Below are 14,749 nucleotides of genomic sequence, written 5' to 3'. Positions count from 1 at the left end.
AGAGAATCAGCATGAGGCGAGGGGCTAGGATATTTTTTCAATAGCGAGGTCTTCAAACTGTTCCCGCGATCACTCCGCTGGTATTGATTCATCTGCTGGTGCGTACTGGGGCGGGGAGGAGACTCGGCCTAGCACCAGTAGGCCGGGACAACTGGTGTCTTAGAGGAGCCCGCCGCCGTCTGACTCCGCCTCCAGAAGCACGACAGCTACCGTTTGGTGTGGTCCGTTGCTGTAATAGAAGAGGCTATGCACGTACAGGATGATACCCGCGCCTTTTTAAGCTTTGCCCTAACGATCATTCATAGGATATGACATGTTTATCCCGGTGATTATGGCAGGGGGCTCTGGCTCTCGCCTTTGGCCTCTTTCTCGGCAGCTCAATCCCAAGCAATTCTTGACCTTGGTCGATGCCGAGCACTCCCTACTTCAGGCGACTATCAAGCGTTTGGATGGTTTGGATGGTGCTTTGCCTCGGCTGATTTGCAATGAGCAGCATCGTTTTCTTATTGCCGAGCAACTGCGCCAATTAAATATCGAGCACGCCAGAATCCTGCTCGAGCCAGTTGGCCGTAACACCGCGCCAGCCATTGCCTTGGCCGCGCTGCAAGCACTGCAAGACACTAATGACCCAATGCTTCTGGTCCTGGCTGCCGATCATCTGATCCAAGACGTGCAGGCCTTCCACGCTAGCATCCGCGCCGCTTTCCCGCTTGCTGCTAATGGAAAATTGGTGACCTTCGGCATTGTCCCGACGCACCCGGAAACGGGCTATGGCTATATAGAGAAGGGGAGCCAAGTGGGTGATGAAGGCTTCATTGTAAACCGCTTTGCCGAGAAACCTGACATCGCCACGGCTCGCGATTATCTCTCTAGCGGAAACTTCCTCTGGAACAGCGGGATGTTCATGTTTCGTGCAAGCCGTTATTTGCAGGAACTGGAGTGCTTTCAGCCTGAGATTTTCAAGGCATGCCGTGAAGCTCTGGAACAGGGTAAGCAGGACATGGATTTTACCCGCGTCGATGCCGAAGCCTTTACTGGCTGCCCGGCAAACTCCATCGACTATGCGGTAATGGAAAAAACGACCGATGCGGTTGTCGTTCCGTTGGATGCGGGCTGGAGCGACATAGGCTCTTGGTCAGCCCTTTGGGAGGTAAGCGACAAGAACGAAGCAGGCAACTCCTTCAAGGGCGATGTGATCGTACACACTACCTACAATACTCTAGTACATGCGGAGAACCGTTTGGTGGCCACGGTAGGTGTCGAAGATCTGGTGATTGTCGAAACCAAGGATGCCGTGCTCGTTGCGCATAGGGAAAAAGTTCAGGATGTAAAAAAGATTGTTGAGCAGATCAATGCAGATGGGCGTCATGAGCATATGAACCATCGCGAAGTATATCGCCCATGGGGGATGTATGACTCCATCGATAATGGCCAGCGGTATCAGGTAAAACGGATCACCGTCCAGCCTGGCGCCAAGTTATCTGTCCAGATGCATCACCATAGAGCTGAACACTGGATTGTGGTGAGTGGCACAGCCAAGGTTACCAATGGCGATAAAACCTACTTCGTCACTGAAAATCAGTCTACTTATATTCCGATCGGGCAAATACATGCGCTGGAGAATCCTGGAATGATACCGCTGGACCTGATTGAAGTACAGTCGGGATCATATCTGGGAGAAGACGATATTGTTCGTTTTGAAGATCAATACGGTCGAGTCTAAGGGGTGTTGTGAGAATTTCGTTGATAACCGTCGCGTATAATAGCGAATCTACGATCAATACAACGCTTGAGTCCGTTGCGGCCCAGTGTTATCCCGATCTTGAATATATAGTAATTGATGGAGCATCCAAAGATGCTACGTTAGAGCAGGTCGCCCAATACCCAGGTTTAGTAAAGAAGCTTGTGTCAGAGCCTGATCACGGGATTTACGATGCAATGAATAAAGGGGTGCGGTGTGCAACGGGTGAAGTTATTGGTATTTTAAACTCAGATGATTTTTATGTCCACAGTAATGTGCTAAATGAAGTTGCGGCTGCTTTCGCATCAGATTTTTCCTTGGAAGTGGTTCTTGGTGACGTCGATTTTGTAGCCGATAGTGATTTAAAAAGGTCTGTTAGATCTTACCGCGCGGGTGCTTTTAAGCCTTGGATGTTCAGGCTCGGGCTGATGCCTCCACATCCCGCTGTATTTGTACGAAGATCGGCGTATGACCGCGTTGGGTATTATAAGACTGGATATAAGATCGCTGCTGACTTTGATTTTTTGGTTCGATTGCTTTTGATTGATGGCGCCAATTATAAAGTCATAAAAAAACACTGGGTGAGAATGCGTACCGGTGGCGCGAGTACCGCTGGTTGGAGAAGCAATCTTGTGTCGACTAGAGAGATGCGCCAATCTTTAAGTGAGAATGGAGTATTCTCATCAAGCTTAATGCTTTTGCTGAGATTGCCGATAAAGTTCATCAGACAGGTCTTCGTATGAGAGTCTTGCTAACCGGTGCTACGGGGTTTTTGGGGCGCAGAATTATTAAGCAGATCGGTCAGTCGAAGAATATATCTCTTTCGATTGCGGTGCGTTCGTCTGGGGCTGTTCCTGATTTATCTTCATACGTTGTGGGGGATATTTCAGCAAATACTGATTGGAATCTGGCTGTGGCTCGGCAGGATGTGGTTATTCATGCTGCTGCCCGAGCTCATATTTTTAAAGATGAAATGGGCGATCCGTTAGCAGGGTTCCGTCGTGTGAATGTAGATGCGACGTTAAATTTGGCAAAGCATGCTGCTCAAGCTGGAGTTAATCGCTTTATTTTTATCAGTTCAATCGGCGTCAACGGTAATGCTAATACTTATCCATTTACTCCAGACGATCAGCCTAACCCAGCTGAGCCTTATGCTCAGTCTAAATGGGAGGCAGAGCAGGGGCTTTGTCGAATCCGGCAGGAAACTGGAATGGAAGTGGTGACTATTCGTCCGCCGCTGGTCTACGGTTCTGACGCACCCGGTAACTTTGGGAGCCTGGTTCGCTGGATTGAAAAGGGTGTTCCTCTTCCGCTTGGCACCATACACAACAAGCGCTCTCTGGTAGGGATCGATAATCTGGTTGATCTGATCATTCGTTGTATTGATCACCCCGCTGCTGCGAACCAGGTATTTCTCGCGGGCGATGGCTACGATCTCTCTACTACCGAGTTGTTGCGTGGTGTAGGTGAGGCTATGGGCAAGCCCGCACGGCTGATTCCCATACCCGCTGGCATGCTTCAGCTTGGTGCTATCTTGTTAGGCAAGAAGGCGATGTCCCAGCGGCTGCTGGGGTCGTTGCAGGTAGATATCAGCAAGACGTGCGAACTCTTGGACTGGAAACCGCCTTATACAGTGGAAGAAGGGCTCAGGCGTTGCTTTGAGCGTTCCAATTGACCCAGTGTCAGGTAATTCCGTGATTCGAGTTTTCGATTTTGCTTTTTCGCTGTTGGGCTTGGTGGTGGGCTTTCCGGTACTGCTTATGCTGACGGTTATCGGTCTATTCGATACCGGCTCGCCGATTTTCCGGCAGGTGCGTGTAGGGCGCCATCAGAAGCCCTTTACGCTGATCAAGTTCCGCACCATGAAGGTGGATACCGCATCGGTTGCCACCCATCTGGCTAGCACTGCGTCCATTACCCGCTTTGGCAATTTCCTGCGCAAAACCAAGCTAGACGAGCTGCCCCAGTTATGGAACGTGCTGAAGGGCGATATGAGCCTGGTAGGGCCGCGGCCGGGGCTGTTCAATCAAGAGGAGTTGACCGAGGAACGCGCCAAACGGGGCGTGTTCAATGCTCGCCCAGGAATAACCGGGCTGGCGCAGGTGAGCGAAATCGATATGTCTACGCCGGCTCTACTGGCGGAAACGGATCAGAAGATGATCCGAACCCTCACCTTGGCGCATTACTTCAAGTACATCTTCATGACGGTGGCGGGCAAGGGCGCTGGGGATCGGATCGTCCGGAAAACCTGACTATTCGGATACTGGCGCATACGCTTTGATGCAATGGGTCGATCGTAACAATTCTGTTTGGCTTTCGGTGCATTGTTGCGATGGGACACCAGCAGAACTAAAGGAAGGATGAGTGTTGTGTTGAGGTTGGCTGAGAAACTGCGCACGCATCTGGTGCGTTTGCCCAGACGGCAGAAGCGGCTTGTCCAAGTTGGTATGGATATGCTTCTGGTTTGGCTGGCGCTGTGGCTGGCTTTTTTCGTTCGCCTTGGTGAGGCGAATTTTGTCGAGCCGCTAGGCGGACACGCCTGGTTGTTCGCGCTTACGCCTGTGTTATCGATACCGATCTTCATCCGCTTCGGCATGTACCGCGCGGTCATGCGCTACTTCGGTAACGATGCGTTGATGGCGATCGTTAAGGCGGTTACGCTCTCGGCTTTGCTGCTTTCCCTGGCTGTGTATTGGCGCAGTGATGCACCCAAGCTGATTCCGCGCTCAATGGTGTTCAACTACTGGTGGTTGAGCCTGGTGCTGATTGGCGGCTTGCGCTTGGTGATGCGGCAATACTTCATGGGTGACTGGTTTTCTCCGGGTTCTCTCACCAAGTTCAAGGGGCGCGACGCGGGGTTGCCGAGGGTGGCGGTGTATGGCGCCGGTGCCGCCGGCAATCAGCTGGTGGCGGCGTTGCGTTTGGGGCGGGCGATGCGCCCTGTGGCCTTCATTGACGACGATCCTAATCTCTACAACCGAACCATTGCCGGCCTGCGGGTGTATTCGCCCAAGCATATTCAGCAAATGATCGATGAGACGGGCAGCGACGAGATTCTGATGGCAATCCCGTCTGCGTCCCGAGGGCGTCGCCGAGAGGTATTGGAGACGCTCGAGCCTTATCCACTCCACGTTCGCAGCGTGCCCGGCTTTATGGATTTGGCCAGCGGGCGCGTAAAGGTCGAGGACATTCAGGAAGTCGACATCGCGGATCTGCTGGGCCGCGATGCCGTGCCGCCACAGCAGGCGCTGTTCGAGAAGTGCATTCGCGGCAAGGTGGTAATGGTAACTGGCGCGGGCGGCTCGATTGGCTCAGAGCTGTGCCGGCAGATCCTTTCGAACAAACCTCGGGCGCTGCTGCTGTTCGAGCATAGCGAGTTCAATCTCTACAGCATTCACATCGAGCTGGAGCGGGCAATCGAGCGGGCTTCGTTGCCGGTCAAGTTGGTGCCGATCCTTGGCTCCATCCGCAACCCTGAGCGTCTGCTGGATGTGATGCGCACCTGGCAGGTGGAGACGATCTATCACGCGGCGGCCTATAAGCATGTGCCCATGGTGGAGCACAACGTTGCTGAAGGCGTGCTGAACAATATTCTAGGGACGATGAATACTGCCCAGGCTGCGGTGCAGGCGGGAGTGGCCAACTTTGTGCTGATCTCTACCGACAAGGCGGTGCGGCCAACCAACGTAATGGGCAGTACCAAACGTGTTGCCGAGATGATCCTGCAAGCGTTGAGTCGTGAAACCGCGCCCGTACTGTTCAATGCGGACGGCGCGGTGCATCACGTCAACAAGACTCGTTTTACCATGGTCCGCTTCGGCAACGTGCTGGGCTCCTCGGGCTCGGTCATTCCGCGTTTTTACCAGCAGATACGCAGCGGCGGGCCGGTTACTGTTACGCACCCGAAGATCACTCGATATTTCATGACCATTCCCGAGGCGGCGCAGCTGGTAATTCAGGCGGGCTCCATGGGGCAGGGCGGCGATGTGTTCGTGCTGGATATGGGACAACCGGTGCGTATAGCCGAGCTGGCCGAGAAGCTGATTCATCTGTCTGGCCTGAGCGTGCGCTCGGAGAGGTGCCCGCATGGCGATATCCCCATTGAGTTCACCGGATTACGTCCTGGTGAGAAGCTCTATGAAGAGCTGCTGATCGGCGACAACGTCAATCCCACCGAACACCCAATGATCATGCGGGCCGATGAAGAGCATTTCACCTGGGACGTGTTGCGCGGTGTGCTGGCAAAGCTGCTTAAGGCGGTAGAGCAGGATGACTATCCTCAGGTGCGGGTGTTGCTGCGTGAGGTGGTGAGCGGTTATGTGCCGGAGGGTGAGATTGTTGATTTGATTTACCAGCAGCGGCGGGTTGGGCCGGCTGAGTAAGTTCAGTGGCGGGCTTTGTTTGGAAGCCCGACGTTGGAGCGTAGCTCCGTCACTTAGGCTCCGGTACGCCCAATCGTAGGCGCGAGGGGACGCCTCAGTCCTTGCTCGCGAACTCTCAAAGCTTCGCCAACAAGCTGGCTCCTACAAAAGCGCAGCATGAAGGGTCGGTTGGGCTAGTTTTCTGAATCTTGCATCCATTTCGGCTTCGGATAGCGACGGTCCGATTTCCCCGCCTTAAGGACGGCGCCTGGCACCTCATGGCCGACCAGTTCTGGCAGGCTTGCGGCGCACTGCAGCAGTTTGTCCAAGTCGACACCGGTATTCATGCCCATGCGCTGGAACATGTGCACTAGATCTTCGGTGCAGATGTTGCCGCTGGCGCCGGGTGCGTAGGGGCAGCCGCCGAGACCGCCGAGCGAGGCGTCGAAGCGGTCTATGCCTGCATTCAATGCGGCCAGCGCGTTAGCCAGGCCCATTCCTCGAGTGTTGTGAAAATGAGCGGTGAATACCGCTTCGGGCCAGTTGGTCATCGCTTCGCGGCAGATGCGCTCGACCTGCGCCGGGTCGGCCATGCCGGTGGTGTCGCAGAGCGTGATGCCTTGCACACCGATATCCAGCAGGCGTTGCATCAGCTCATAGATGCGGGGCTCGGGGATCTCGCCTTCGAACGGGCAACCGAAGGTGGTGGACAGCGATGCATTGATGAACACGCCGCTGCCGCGGGTGACTTCAATGATTTCTTGAAACTGTACTAGCGATTGCTCCGGTGTCATCCGCAGGTTGGCCATGCCGTGGGTGTCGCTGGCGGACATCACCAGGTTGATTTCGTCCACTTCGCAGGCCAGGGCGCGTTCACAGCCCTTCACGTTGGGCACCAGTACGGTGTATTCGACACCCGGCACTCGGCGGATACCGCGCATGACCTCTTCGGCGTCGCGCAGATTGGGGATCGCCTTGGGTGAGGTGAACGAGGTCACTTCGATCTTCGCCAGCCCGGTTTTGGACAGGCGATCGATCAGGGCGATTTTGTCTTCGGTGAGGATGAAGTTCGGTTCGATCTGAAAGCCATCGCGAGTGGCGACGTCCTGGATGTAGAGGCGTTTTGTCATGATGTCTCCGTTGGTAGCGAGCGTTTTCTTTGATGGTCCCCCACGCAAAGCGTCGGAAACATCGATAAGCGCGGAGTAGCGAGTTTGTTAGCGGATCTTTGGCGGTCCCTTTCGCCAGCAAGCTGGCTCCTACAGGTCGTTCATGGCTTTGATCGTTCCGATTCGTCGCGTGGGGACAATAAAGTGCCCGCTGGGCAACGCACGGATGGTGGGCTAAAGCCCACCCTACAATTAGTGGGGACGGGTTCGGAGCAAGCTCGCTCCTACAGCAGGGCGGGTGCGTTGCTCCCGTAGGAGCGAGCTTGCTCGCGAACAGCTACATCAAACTATCCCGCGCTCACGCAGCCCCTGGACCTGCTCGTCGGTCAGGCCGAGCCCGGCCAGTACATCTTCGGTGTGCTCGCCCAGTTGCGGACCGCCGGTTCCGATGCGGCCCGGTGTGCGGCTGAGTTTGGGCAGCACGCCTGGAACCTTGAGCGGCCCGGCGAACGTTTGTACCCGCTCGATCATCTGTCGCGCCAGGTAATGCGGGTCCTTGACGATATCGGCGGCGGTGTAGGGGTAGCCGGCTGGGACGCGCGCTTCTTTAAGCGCCTCGATCACCTCGTCGCGGCTGTGCTGCGCGGTCCATTCACCGATGGCGGCATCGATCAGTTCGGCATGCCGGGAGCGGCCGTCGTTATGGGCGAAGCGCGGATCGTCAGCTAAATCCTGGCGATCCATCAGCGTCATCAGGCGCTTGTAGATGCTGTCGCCGTTGCCTGCGATCAATACGTAGGCGCCGTCGCTGCACAGGTATGAGTTGGACGGCGTGATGCCGGGCAGGGCGCTACCGGCTGGCTCGCGGATATAGCCGAAGGCGTCGTATTCGGGCACCAGGCTTTCCATCATGGCGAATACCGATTCGTACAGTGCTACGTCGATTTCCTGGCCCTTACCGCTGCGGTTGCGTTCCTGCAGGGCGAGCAGCACACCGATCACACCGTAGAGCGAAGACAGCGAATCACCAATGCTCACGCCTACCCGTACCGGCGGCTGGCCCGGATAGCCGGACAAGTGCCGCAATCCGCCCATGGCCTCGCCGATCACGCCGAAGCCGGGCAGGTCACGGTAGGGGCCGGTCTGACCGTAGCCGGAGATGCGCAGCATGATCAGGCGCGGGTTGAGCTTGGCCAGTTCATCCCAGCCAAGGCCCCAGCCTTCAAGGGTGCCGGGGCGAAAGTTTTCCACCAGCACATCGGCCTCAGCCACCAATTGGCGGACGATTTGCTGACCCTCTGCGGCTTTCAGGTCGAGTGTCACGGACCGCTTATTGCGCGACTGAACGTGCCACCAGAGCGAAGTGCCGTCCTTGAGCTTGCGCCACTTGCGCAGTGGATCGCCGACACCTGGCGGCTCGATCTTGATCACCTCGGCGCCGAACTCGCCGAGCATCTTGCTGGCGAAGGGGCCGGCGATCAGCTGACCCATCTCGATCACTTTGAGGCCTTGCAGCGGCAAGCTGTTTACATTCGTCTCGTTCATCACACACCTGTGCCGGGTCGATTCATGGACGAAGAATGACTGAGAGCCGGTCGGCGGACAATTGCCGAATAGCCAAGGATGGTTTCGTGAAATGCGAAGGCTGTTTAACGGATGCCTTTCTGAACGGGCCGGTTTATCGTTTCGCTTCGTCACTTGCGAATACGAGAACCAACCATGCGGCGTGTCGATTTCGTTACCCTGCGCCTCTTTGTCGCCATTGCCGACGAGCGCAGCCTTACCCGTGCCGCTGAGCGCGAGCACCTGGCGCTCGCGGCTGTCAGCAAGCGCATCAGCGACATGGAGGGCCAGCTCGGCGTGAGTCTTTTGTATCGCCAACCCAAGGGCGTGGAACTGACACCCGCCGGCCACGCGTTGCTGCACCACGCGCGCAACTTGCTCGATGGCCTACAGCAGATGGATGCGGACCTCAGCGAATTCAGCCAGGGCGTGAAAGGGCACGTTCGGATCCATGCCAACACCTCAGCGGTGATCGAGTTTCTGCCCGAGGATCTAAGTGCCTTCGCTCGCTTGCATCCGGAAGTAAAAATCGATCTGGAAGAGCGCGTCAGCAGCGACACCCTGCGTGCTCTACGCGAAGGGCTAACAGATATCGGCATTTTCGCTGGCCACATGCCAACCGAAGAGCTTCAGGTGTTCAGCTACCGCGAGGACCGGCTGGTACTGGTTACACCGCGCAAGCATCCCTTGGCGACGCTGGAAGGCATCGCTCTGCGCGATGCCGCCGGTTTCGATTTCATCGGCCTGCAGCAGGATGCTTCGCTGTACGCGCTGCTGCAGCAGTCGGCCCAGCAGATGGGCACGCCGTTGCGGCTGCGTATTCAGGTGCGCAGCTTCGAGGCGATCTGCCGGATGATTCACACCGGTATGGGCATCGGTGTGCTGCCCGAACAGGTGGTGCGCAATTATTTGCCGGCGCTGGATGTGGCGATCATTCCGCTGACCGATTCTTGGGCTCGGCGCGAATTGAAGATTGGTGTGCGTAGCGTTGAAAGCCTTTCAATCACGGCGCGGCAGTTGCTGGAGCACCTCACGACTCGCGAAGGCAATCGCTGAAAAAGAGCTGTATGCGGCGTGGCTGCGTTACAGCCTTCGCGAGCAGCGAAGCCTTGCTTGCTCAAATATGAATGTTAGTGGGAAGCGTCGCCGGCTAGAGTCCAGTCAGCTGCATGGCTCACACAACTACAAAACGGAGCTTCCTCATGACACGACTCACCCGTGGTATCACCCGTCTGCTCGCCGTTTCGGCACTAGTCACCGTATTCAGTGCTCAGGCCGAATCGGAGGCAAGCGCACCTATCCTGATCAAGTTCTCTCACATCACTGCGGACAGCACGCCCAAGGGGCAGGGCGCGTTGATGTTTCAAAAGCTCGTCGAGGAACGCTTGCCGGATCAGGTCAAGGTCGAGGTTTACGCCAACTCATCGCTGTATGGCGACGGCAAGGAAATGGAGGCTCTGCTGCTGAATCAGGTACAGATGCTCGCCCCGGCGCCATCGAAACTCGAGCAATACACCAAGCAGTTGCAGCTGTTCGATCTGATGTTCCTCTTCGATGACGTGGCCGCCGCGCAGCGCTTCCAGCAATCGGACAAAGGCAAGGCCATGCTCAAGTCGATGGAAGACAAAGGCATCACCGGGCTGGCCTACTGGCTCAACGGCATGCGTCAGTTCACCGCCAACAAGCCATTGCGCGAGCCGGCCGACGCTCGTGGGCTCAAGTTCCGTGTGCAGCCGTCGGATCTACAGGCCGCTCAGTACACCGCGCTGCGCGCCGTGCCGCGCAAGATGGCTTTCGCCGAGATCTACCAGGGTTTGCAGACCGGTGTGGTCAACGCTCAGGACAATCCCTGGTCGAACATCTACAGCCAGAAGTACTACGAAGTGCAGCCGTACATGACCGAGTCCAACCACGGCATCGGCAACTATCTGTTAATCACTAACGCCCAGTTCTGGAACGGCTTGCCGGCTCCGGTGCGTACGGAACTCGAAGACATCATCGAGGAGGTTACCGCCGAGGTGAATCGCCAGGCCGAGGCGCTGAATGAAAAAGCCAAGCAGAACATCGTCGATACCGGCAAAAGTGAAATCCTGGTATTGACCGAAGAGCAGCGCAACGCCTGGCGCGACGCGGTTCGCCCGGCCTGGAAGAAGTTCGAAGATGAAATCGGCGTCGATCTGATCCAAGCCGCCGAAGCGGCCAATCAGGCGCAGTGATTGACTGTGGGATTGTTACGAGCGGTTGGAGCAGATAAAGGATGGGTCGGGCCGCGCAGGTGAAACCCATCGCTGCCTCTGACCGCGCCGCACCGGTCTCGGCCCAGGCCGGGTCATTACGGATTGATGGGTTGCACCCATCCTACGGAGCAGTACCGCTCTACGCTGGCGCTTGGCACGGGCCAGGCCGCGTTTTTTTCAGGCCAGGGCTTGTGGTTGGTGCTCCCTGACGATCGGCAGAAGCGCTACCGAGGGTGTTTTGCCGTGGAGGCTACCCAGCCGCTCAAGCAAATCATTCACTGCGCGCCGATCGCGCGGATTCTCCACGTTCGCATCGGCCTCATCGCGCACGGCTTGGATTTCTTCATAAAGCGCTGCCAGCTGCTCCTCGTTCGGGTGGCCATGTAGAGCGTTCTTCAAGCACTGCAATAGCGTGATCAGCACCTGCGGATCATGGCTACCGTAGACGCGGATCGGGGCTATTACGGCTTGGAGCATGCGCTGCATGCCCAGCTGCGGGTAAAAGAGGCGCGGCCGGCCGTTGTCGAAACAGCCAATGTCGTAAGGCAGCACACCGCCTAGCTGCTTCAGCAGTACGCCGATCAGATTGACCGCACGCATCGCCGTGCCGGGGTCGTTGATGGCCGGGCTTATCGCCTTGACCGCGACCTCAGAGATCTGCCGCATGCCGTAAGAGACGTTGGCGCCGGCAAACTCATTGTTGTGGAAGTTGAAGCAATCCAGCGCTTCGGCTGCGTCCTCGTCACTGAGCGGCTCATTGAACTTGATCAGCGGATGGCCTCCGACAAGAAAGAAACCCGGCTCCACCTGGATCATGGCGACCAAGTCGCGTTTGCTCAGTATTTTGCCCAGGCGCCGTTCGTTCACTTCGCGTAAGTAGCCTGGCTGGCCAGCGGGAAGGCACCACCAATCCGTGGCGTCGGGTATCTCGGCGACATTGGCGAGGCGTTGTTTACGCTTTTCTAGATTGGCCAAGGCGTCGCAGTAGAGCTGGCTGACGATCCAGTCGACCTGAATCGATTGCGAAACCGAGCGGATGAACACAACGAACAGCGCCATGCAGACCATGCCGAACAGCAATGCAAGTGACAGTCCGAGCGTGGGAATACTGGCCGGATCGCTCGTGTTCAGGGTGCCGATCATCAGCAGGAGATAGAGCGTGCTGCCCAGATAGATGCCAAGAATCGCTTGATTGCGTCTGTCGCTGATCAGCCCCGGCAGTACGCGCGGAGACAGGCGCGCGGCGGCGCCGTTGAGCACGACCATTACCATCGAAAAGCTAAACACGGTGAGCGAGATGATGCCGGTGATCAGCGTCCCAAGGATTTCGCGGCCGTTGTCGAGATCGATCAGGCCAGGCGGCAAGTCGTCGCGTAGTGTTTTGGCAATCGGGGTCGACTCGAATGCAAGCACCATAGCCGCCACTAGAACATAAGCGCTGGCGATAACGACCGGATACAGGGCGATGCTTTCGCTGACGCGCTTGACGATACGGAAAAACACGTTCGCTGGATTTGGCATCTCGGATCCCTGGCGCGGAGGACGTTGGCCCTGACGCTCGTATGACCACGTTGGGCTGCGAAGTGCTTCCAGGCCGAAGCGTCTATGCTCTACCGAGAAAAGTGTTTTGCCGGTGGCTCGCAAGCCAACGGAACGCTTAGACCCCACGTAGCTCGAACGTGAGGTTTGCAGGCGCCTGGTTTGATTCGTATGGTTCGCCTGTGAGACAGGATTCGAAACGATAACAAGACCGACGAGTGAGGTATTGCCCATGAGCGCTACGTCCCTGTACCCCGTGAAACCGGAAGTTGCGGCTCGGTCGCTGACCGACGAGGCCGCCTACAAATCGATGTATCAACAGTCGGTGGTCAATCCTGACGGCTTCTGGCGCGAGCAGGCGCAGCGCTTGGACTGGATCAAGCCTTTCTCGCGCGTCAAGCAGACGTCCTTCGACGACCATCACGTGGATATCAAGTGGTTCGCCGATGGCACCCTGAACGTTTCGGCGAATTGCCTGGATCGCCATCTCGAAACGCGTGGTGACGAAATCGCGATCATCTGGGAAGGGGATGATCCGTCCGAGAGTCGATCAATTACCTATCGCGAGCTGCATCGCGAGGTCAGCAAGTTCGCCAATGCATTACGCGGGCAGGATGTGCACCGGGGCGATGTGGTGACCATCTACATGCCGATGATTCCCGAGGTGGCGGTTGCGATGCTGGCGTGCGCGCGCATCGGCGCGATTCATTCGGTGGTGTTCGGTGGTTTCTCGCCGGAAGCCTTGGCCGGGCGGATCATCGATGGCAGCTCCAAGGTCGTTATTACGGCTGATGAAGGGTTGCGCGGCGGCAGGAAAATACCGTTGAAGTCCAACGTCGACGAAGCGTTGACCAACCCCCAGACTCGTTGCGTACAGAAAATCATCGTCGTGCGCCGCACCGGGGGCGACATCAAGTGGAACCAGCATCGCGACATTTGGTACGACGATCTCATGCGCGTGGCAGGCGACGTGTGCGCGCCGAAGGAGATGGGTGCAGAAGAGCCGCTGTTCATCCTTTACACCTCCGGTTCCACCGGCAAGCCCAAGGGCGTGATGCACACGTCTGGAGGCTATCTTCTCTACGCCGCACTGACCCATGAGCGAGTCTTCGATTACCGGCCCGGCGAGGTTTATTGGTGTACCGCTGACGTCGGCTGGATCACCGGCCACAGCTATATTATTTACGGGCCGCTGGCAAACGGTGCGACCACGGTGATGTTCGAGGGCGTGCCTAACTACCCGGACGTGACGCGGGTCGGCAAGATAATCGATAAGCACAAGGTCAATATTCTCTATACCGCACCCACGGCGATCCGCTCGATGATGGCCGAAGGCAATGCAGCGATGGACGGCGCCGATGGTTCCAGCCTACGGCTGCTTGGCTCGGTGGGCGAGCCGATCAATCCGGAGGCCTGGCATTGGTATTACGAGACGGTAGGTAAGTCGCGCTGCCCAATCGTCGATACTTGGTGGCAGACCGAAACCGGCGGTGTTCTCATCAGCCCCTTGCCGGGTGCCACGGCATTGAAGCCGGGCTCTGCGACGCGGCCGTTCTTCGGCGTAGTGCCAGGGCTGGTGGATAATCTTGGCAACCTGCTCGAAGGCGCCACCGAGGGCAACTTGGTGATTCTCGACTCCTGGCCGGGACAAATGCGCAGCATCTATCGGGACCACGACCGCTTCGTCGATACCTATTTCAAGACGTTCCGCGGCATGTATTTCACCGGTGACGGTGCACGCCGTGACGAGGATGGGTACTACTGGATCACCGGTCGGGTGGACGACGTACTCAACGTTTCCGGTCATCGGATGGGGACGGCGGAAATCGAAAGTGCCATGGTGGCGCACCCCAAGGTTGCCGAAGCGGCAGTCGTCGGAGTACCGCATCCGCTCAAAGGGCAGGGCATCTATGTGTACGTAACGCTACTGGCGGGCGAGGAACCGTCCGATCAGTTGCGTCAGGAATTGCAGCAGTGGGTGCGCAAAGAGATCGGGCCGATCGCCGTGCCGGATGCGATTCAGTGGGCGCCGGGCCTGCCCAAGACTCGCTCGGGCAAGATCATGCGTCGTATCCTGCGCAAGATAGCGACCGACGAATATGACGCTTTGGGTGACATCTCCACCTTGGCTGACCCGGGCGTGGTGCCGCAGCTCATCGAAACCCACAAGCAGATGCGCCCGCGCTGATCCGTTCTGTC

General features: G+C 57.2%; 11 protein-coding genes. 8 read left to right on the top strand and 3 right to left on the bottom strand.

Annotated features, from left to right (window positions below; all coding sequences use genetic code 11):
* Positions 1 to 313: 313 nt before the first annotated feature.
* From NAV33_RS16880 to NAV33_RS16860, 5 genes are all read left to right on the top strand, one after another.
* Positions 314 to 1,723, top strand: a complete 1,410-nt coding sequence (locus NAV33_RS16880) for a mannose-1-phosphate guanylyltransferase/mannose-6-phosphate isomerase (protein ID WP_255982131.1) — start codon at positions 314 to 316, stop codon at positions 1,721 to 1,723.
* Positions 1,724 to 1,731: 8 nt separating this feature from the next.
* Complete coding sequence (locus NAV33_RS16875; RefSeq protein WP_255982129.1) at positions 1,732 to 2,484, top strand: glycosyltransferase family 2 protein; 753 nt, start codon at positions 1,732 to 1,734, stop codon at positions 2,482 to 2,484.
* Positions 2,481 to 3,416 (top strand): UDP-glucose 4-epimerase family protein, encoded by a 936-nt coding sequence (locus NAV33_RS16870; RefSeq protein WP_255982127.1) that lies wholly within the window; start codon positions 2,481 to 2,483, stop codon positions 3,414 to 3,416. Before NAV33_RS16875 ends, NAV33_RS16870 begins: the two co-directional genes overlap by 4 nt.
* A 19-nt stretch (positions 3,417 to 3,435) precedes the next feature.
* Positions 3,436 to 3,993 carry a sugar transferase gene (locus tag NAV33_RS16865; protein WP_255982125.1) on the top strand — a complete coding sequence of 186 codons (558 nt, stop codon included), beginning with the start codon at positions 3,436 to 3,438 and terminating at the stop codon, positions 3,991 to 3,993.
* A gap of 108 nt (positions 3,994 to 4,101) precedes the next feature.
* Positions 4,102 to 6,123: a polysaccharide biosynthesis protein gene (locus NAV33_RS16860; protein ID WP_423836671.1), complete on the top strand. Its 2,022-nt coding sequence runs from the start codon at positions 4,102 to 4,104 to the stop codon at positions 6,121 to 6,123.
* A 173-nt stretch (positions 6,124 to 6,296) separates the two neighbouring features.
* Here NAV33_RS16860 and NAV33_RS16855 read toward each other — a convergent pair whose 3' ends face one another.
* Positions 6,297 to 7,232 carry a hydroxymethylglutaryl-CoA lyase gene (locus tag NAV33_RS16855; protein ID WP_255982123.1) on the bottom strand — a complete coding sequence of 312 codons (936 nt, stop codon included), beginning with the start codon at positions 7,230 to 7,232 and terminating at the stop codon, positions 6,297 to 6,299.
* A 321-nt stretch (positions 7,233 to 7,553) separates the two neighbouring features.
* A complete protein-coding gene (locus NAV33_RS16850; protein WP_255982121.1) occupies positions 7,554 to 8,756 on the bottom strand; it encodes a CaiB/BaiF CoA transferase family protein in 1,203 nt (400 codons plus the stop codon).
* 174 nt (positions 8,757 to 8,930) lie between these two features.
* Here NAV33_RS16850 and NAV33_RS16845 point away from each other — a divergent pair, with 174 nt between their 5' ends.
* Both NAV33_RS16845 and NAV33_RS16840 read left to right on the top strand, forming a co-directional pair.
* Positions 8,931 to 9,830, top strand: coding sequence for a LysR family transcriptional regulator (locus NAV33_RS16845; protein WP_255982119.1), 900 nt, complete (start codon positions 8,931 to 8,933; stop codon positions 9,828 to 9,830).
* Between the two features lie 146 nt (positions 9,831 to 9,976).
* Positions 9,977 to 10,990 (top strand): DctP family TRAP transporter solute-binding subunit, encoded by a 1,014-nt coding sequence (locus tag NAV33_RS16840; protein ID WP_255982117.1) that lies wholly within the window; start codon positions 9,977 to 9,979, stop codon positions 10,988 to 10,990.
* 198 nt (positions 10,991 to 11,188) lie between these two features.
* Here the strand turns inward: NAV33_RS16840 and NAV33_RS16835 are convergent, their stop codons facing one another.
* Entirely contained in the window at positions 11,189 to 12,532 is a 1,344-nt protein-coding gene (locus NAV33_RS16835) for a DUF2254 domain-containing protein (RefSeq protein WP_255982115.1), read from the bottom strand.
* Positions 12,533 to 12,782: 250 nt separating this feature from the next.
* Between NAV33_RS16835 and acs the strand changes: the two genes are divergently transcribed.
* Positions 12,783 to 14,738, top strand: a complete 1,956-nt coding sequence (acs, locus tag NAV33_RS16830) for an acetate--CoA ligase (RefSeq protein ID WP_255982113.1) — start codon at positions 12,783 to 12,785, stop codon at positions 14,736 to 14,738.
* The last annotated feature ends 11 nt before the right edge of the window (positions 14,739 to 14,749 follow it).

It is taken from the genome of Stutzerimonas stutzeri (genome assembly GCF_024448715.1).
Classification (GTDB): Bacteria; Pseudomonadota; Gammaproteobacteria; order Pseudomonadales; family Pseudomonadaceae; genus Stutzerimonas; species Stutzerimonas stutzeri_AR.
The sequence above is the reverse complement of the archived record's forward strand: the minus strand, read 5'-3'. Positions and strand labels throughout refer to the sequence as shown.

Excerpts from the sequence above, each read along its gene's own strand:
- NAV33_RS16855 (WP_255982123.1), bottom strand. The coding sequence starts at position 7,232 with ATGACAAAACGCCTCTACATCCAGGACGTCGCCACTCGCGATGGCTTT.
- NAV33_RS16880 (WP_255982131.1), top strand. The coding sequence starts at position 314 with ATGTTTATCCCGGTGATTATGGCAGGGGGCTCTGGCTCTCGCCTTTGG.
- acs (WP_255982113.1), top strand. The coding sequence starts at position 12,783 with ATGAGCGCTACGTCCCTGTACCCCGTGAAACCGGAAGTTGCGGCTCGG.
- NAV33_RS16835 (WP_255982115.1), bottom strand. The coding sequence starts at position 12,532 with ATGCCAAATCCAGCGAACGTGTTTTTCCGTATCGTCAAGCGCGTCAGC.
- NAV33_RS16860 (WP_423836671.1), top strand. The coding sequence starts at position 4,102 with ATGAGTGTTGTGTTGAGGTTGGCTGAGAAACTGCGCACGCATCTGGTG.
- NAV33_RS16845 (WP_255982119.1), top strand. The coding sequence starts at position 8,931 with ATGCGGCGTGTCGATTTCGTTACCCTGCGCCTCTTTGTCGCCATTGCC.
- NAV33_RS16870 (WP_255982127.1), top strand. The coding sequence starts at position 2,481 with ATGAGAGTCTTGCTAACCGGTGCTACGGGGTTTTTGGGGCGCAGAATT.
- NAV33_RS16840 (WP_255982117.1), top strand. The coding sequence starts at position 9,977 with ATGACACGACTCACCCGTGGTATCACCCGTCTGCTCGCCGTTTCGGCA.
- NAV33_RS16850 (WP_255982121.1), bottom strand. The coding sequence starts at position 8,756 with ATGAACGAGACGAATGTAAACAGCTTGCCGCTGCAAGGCCTCAAAGTG.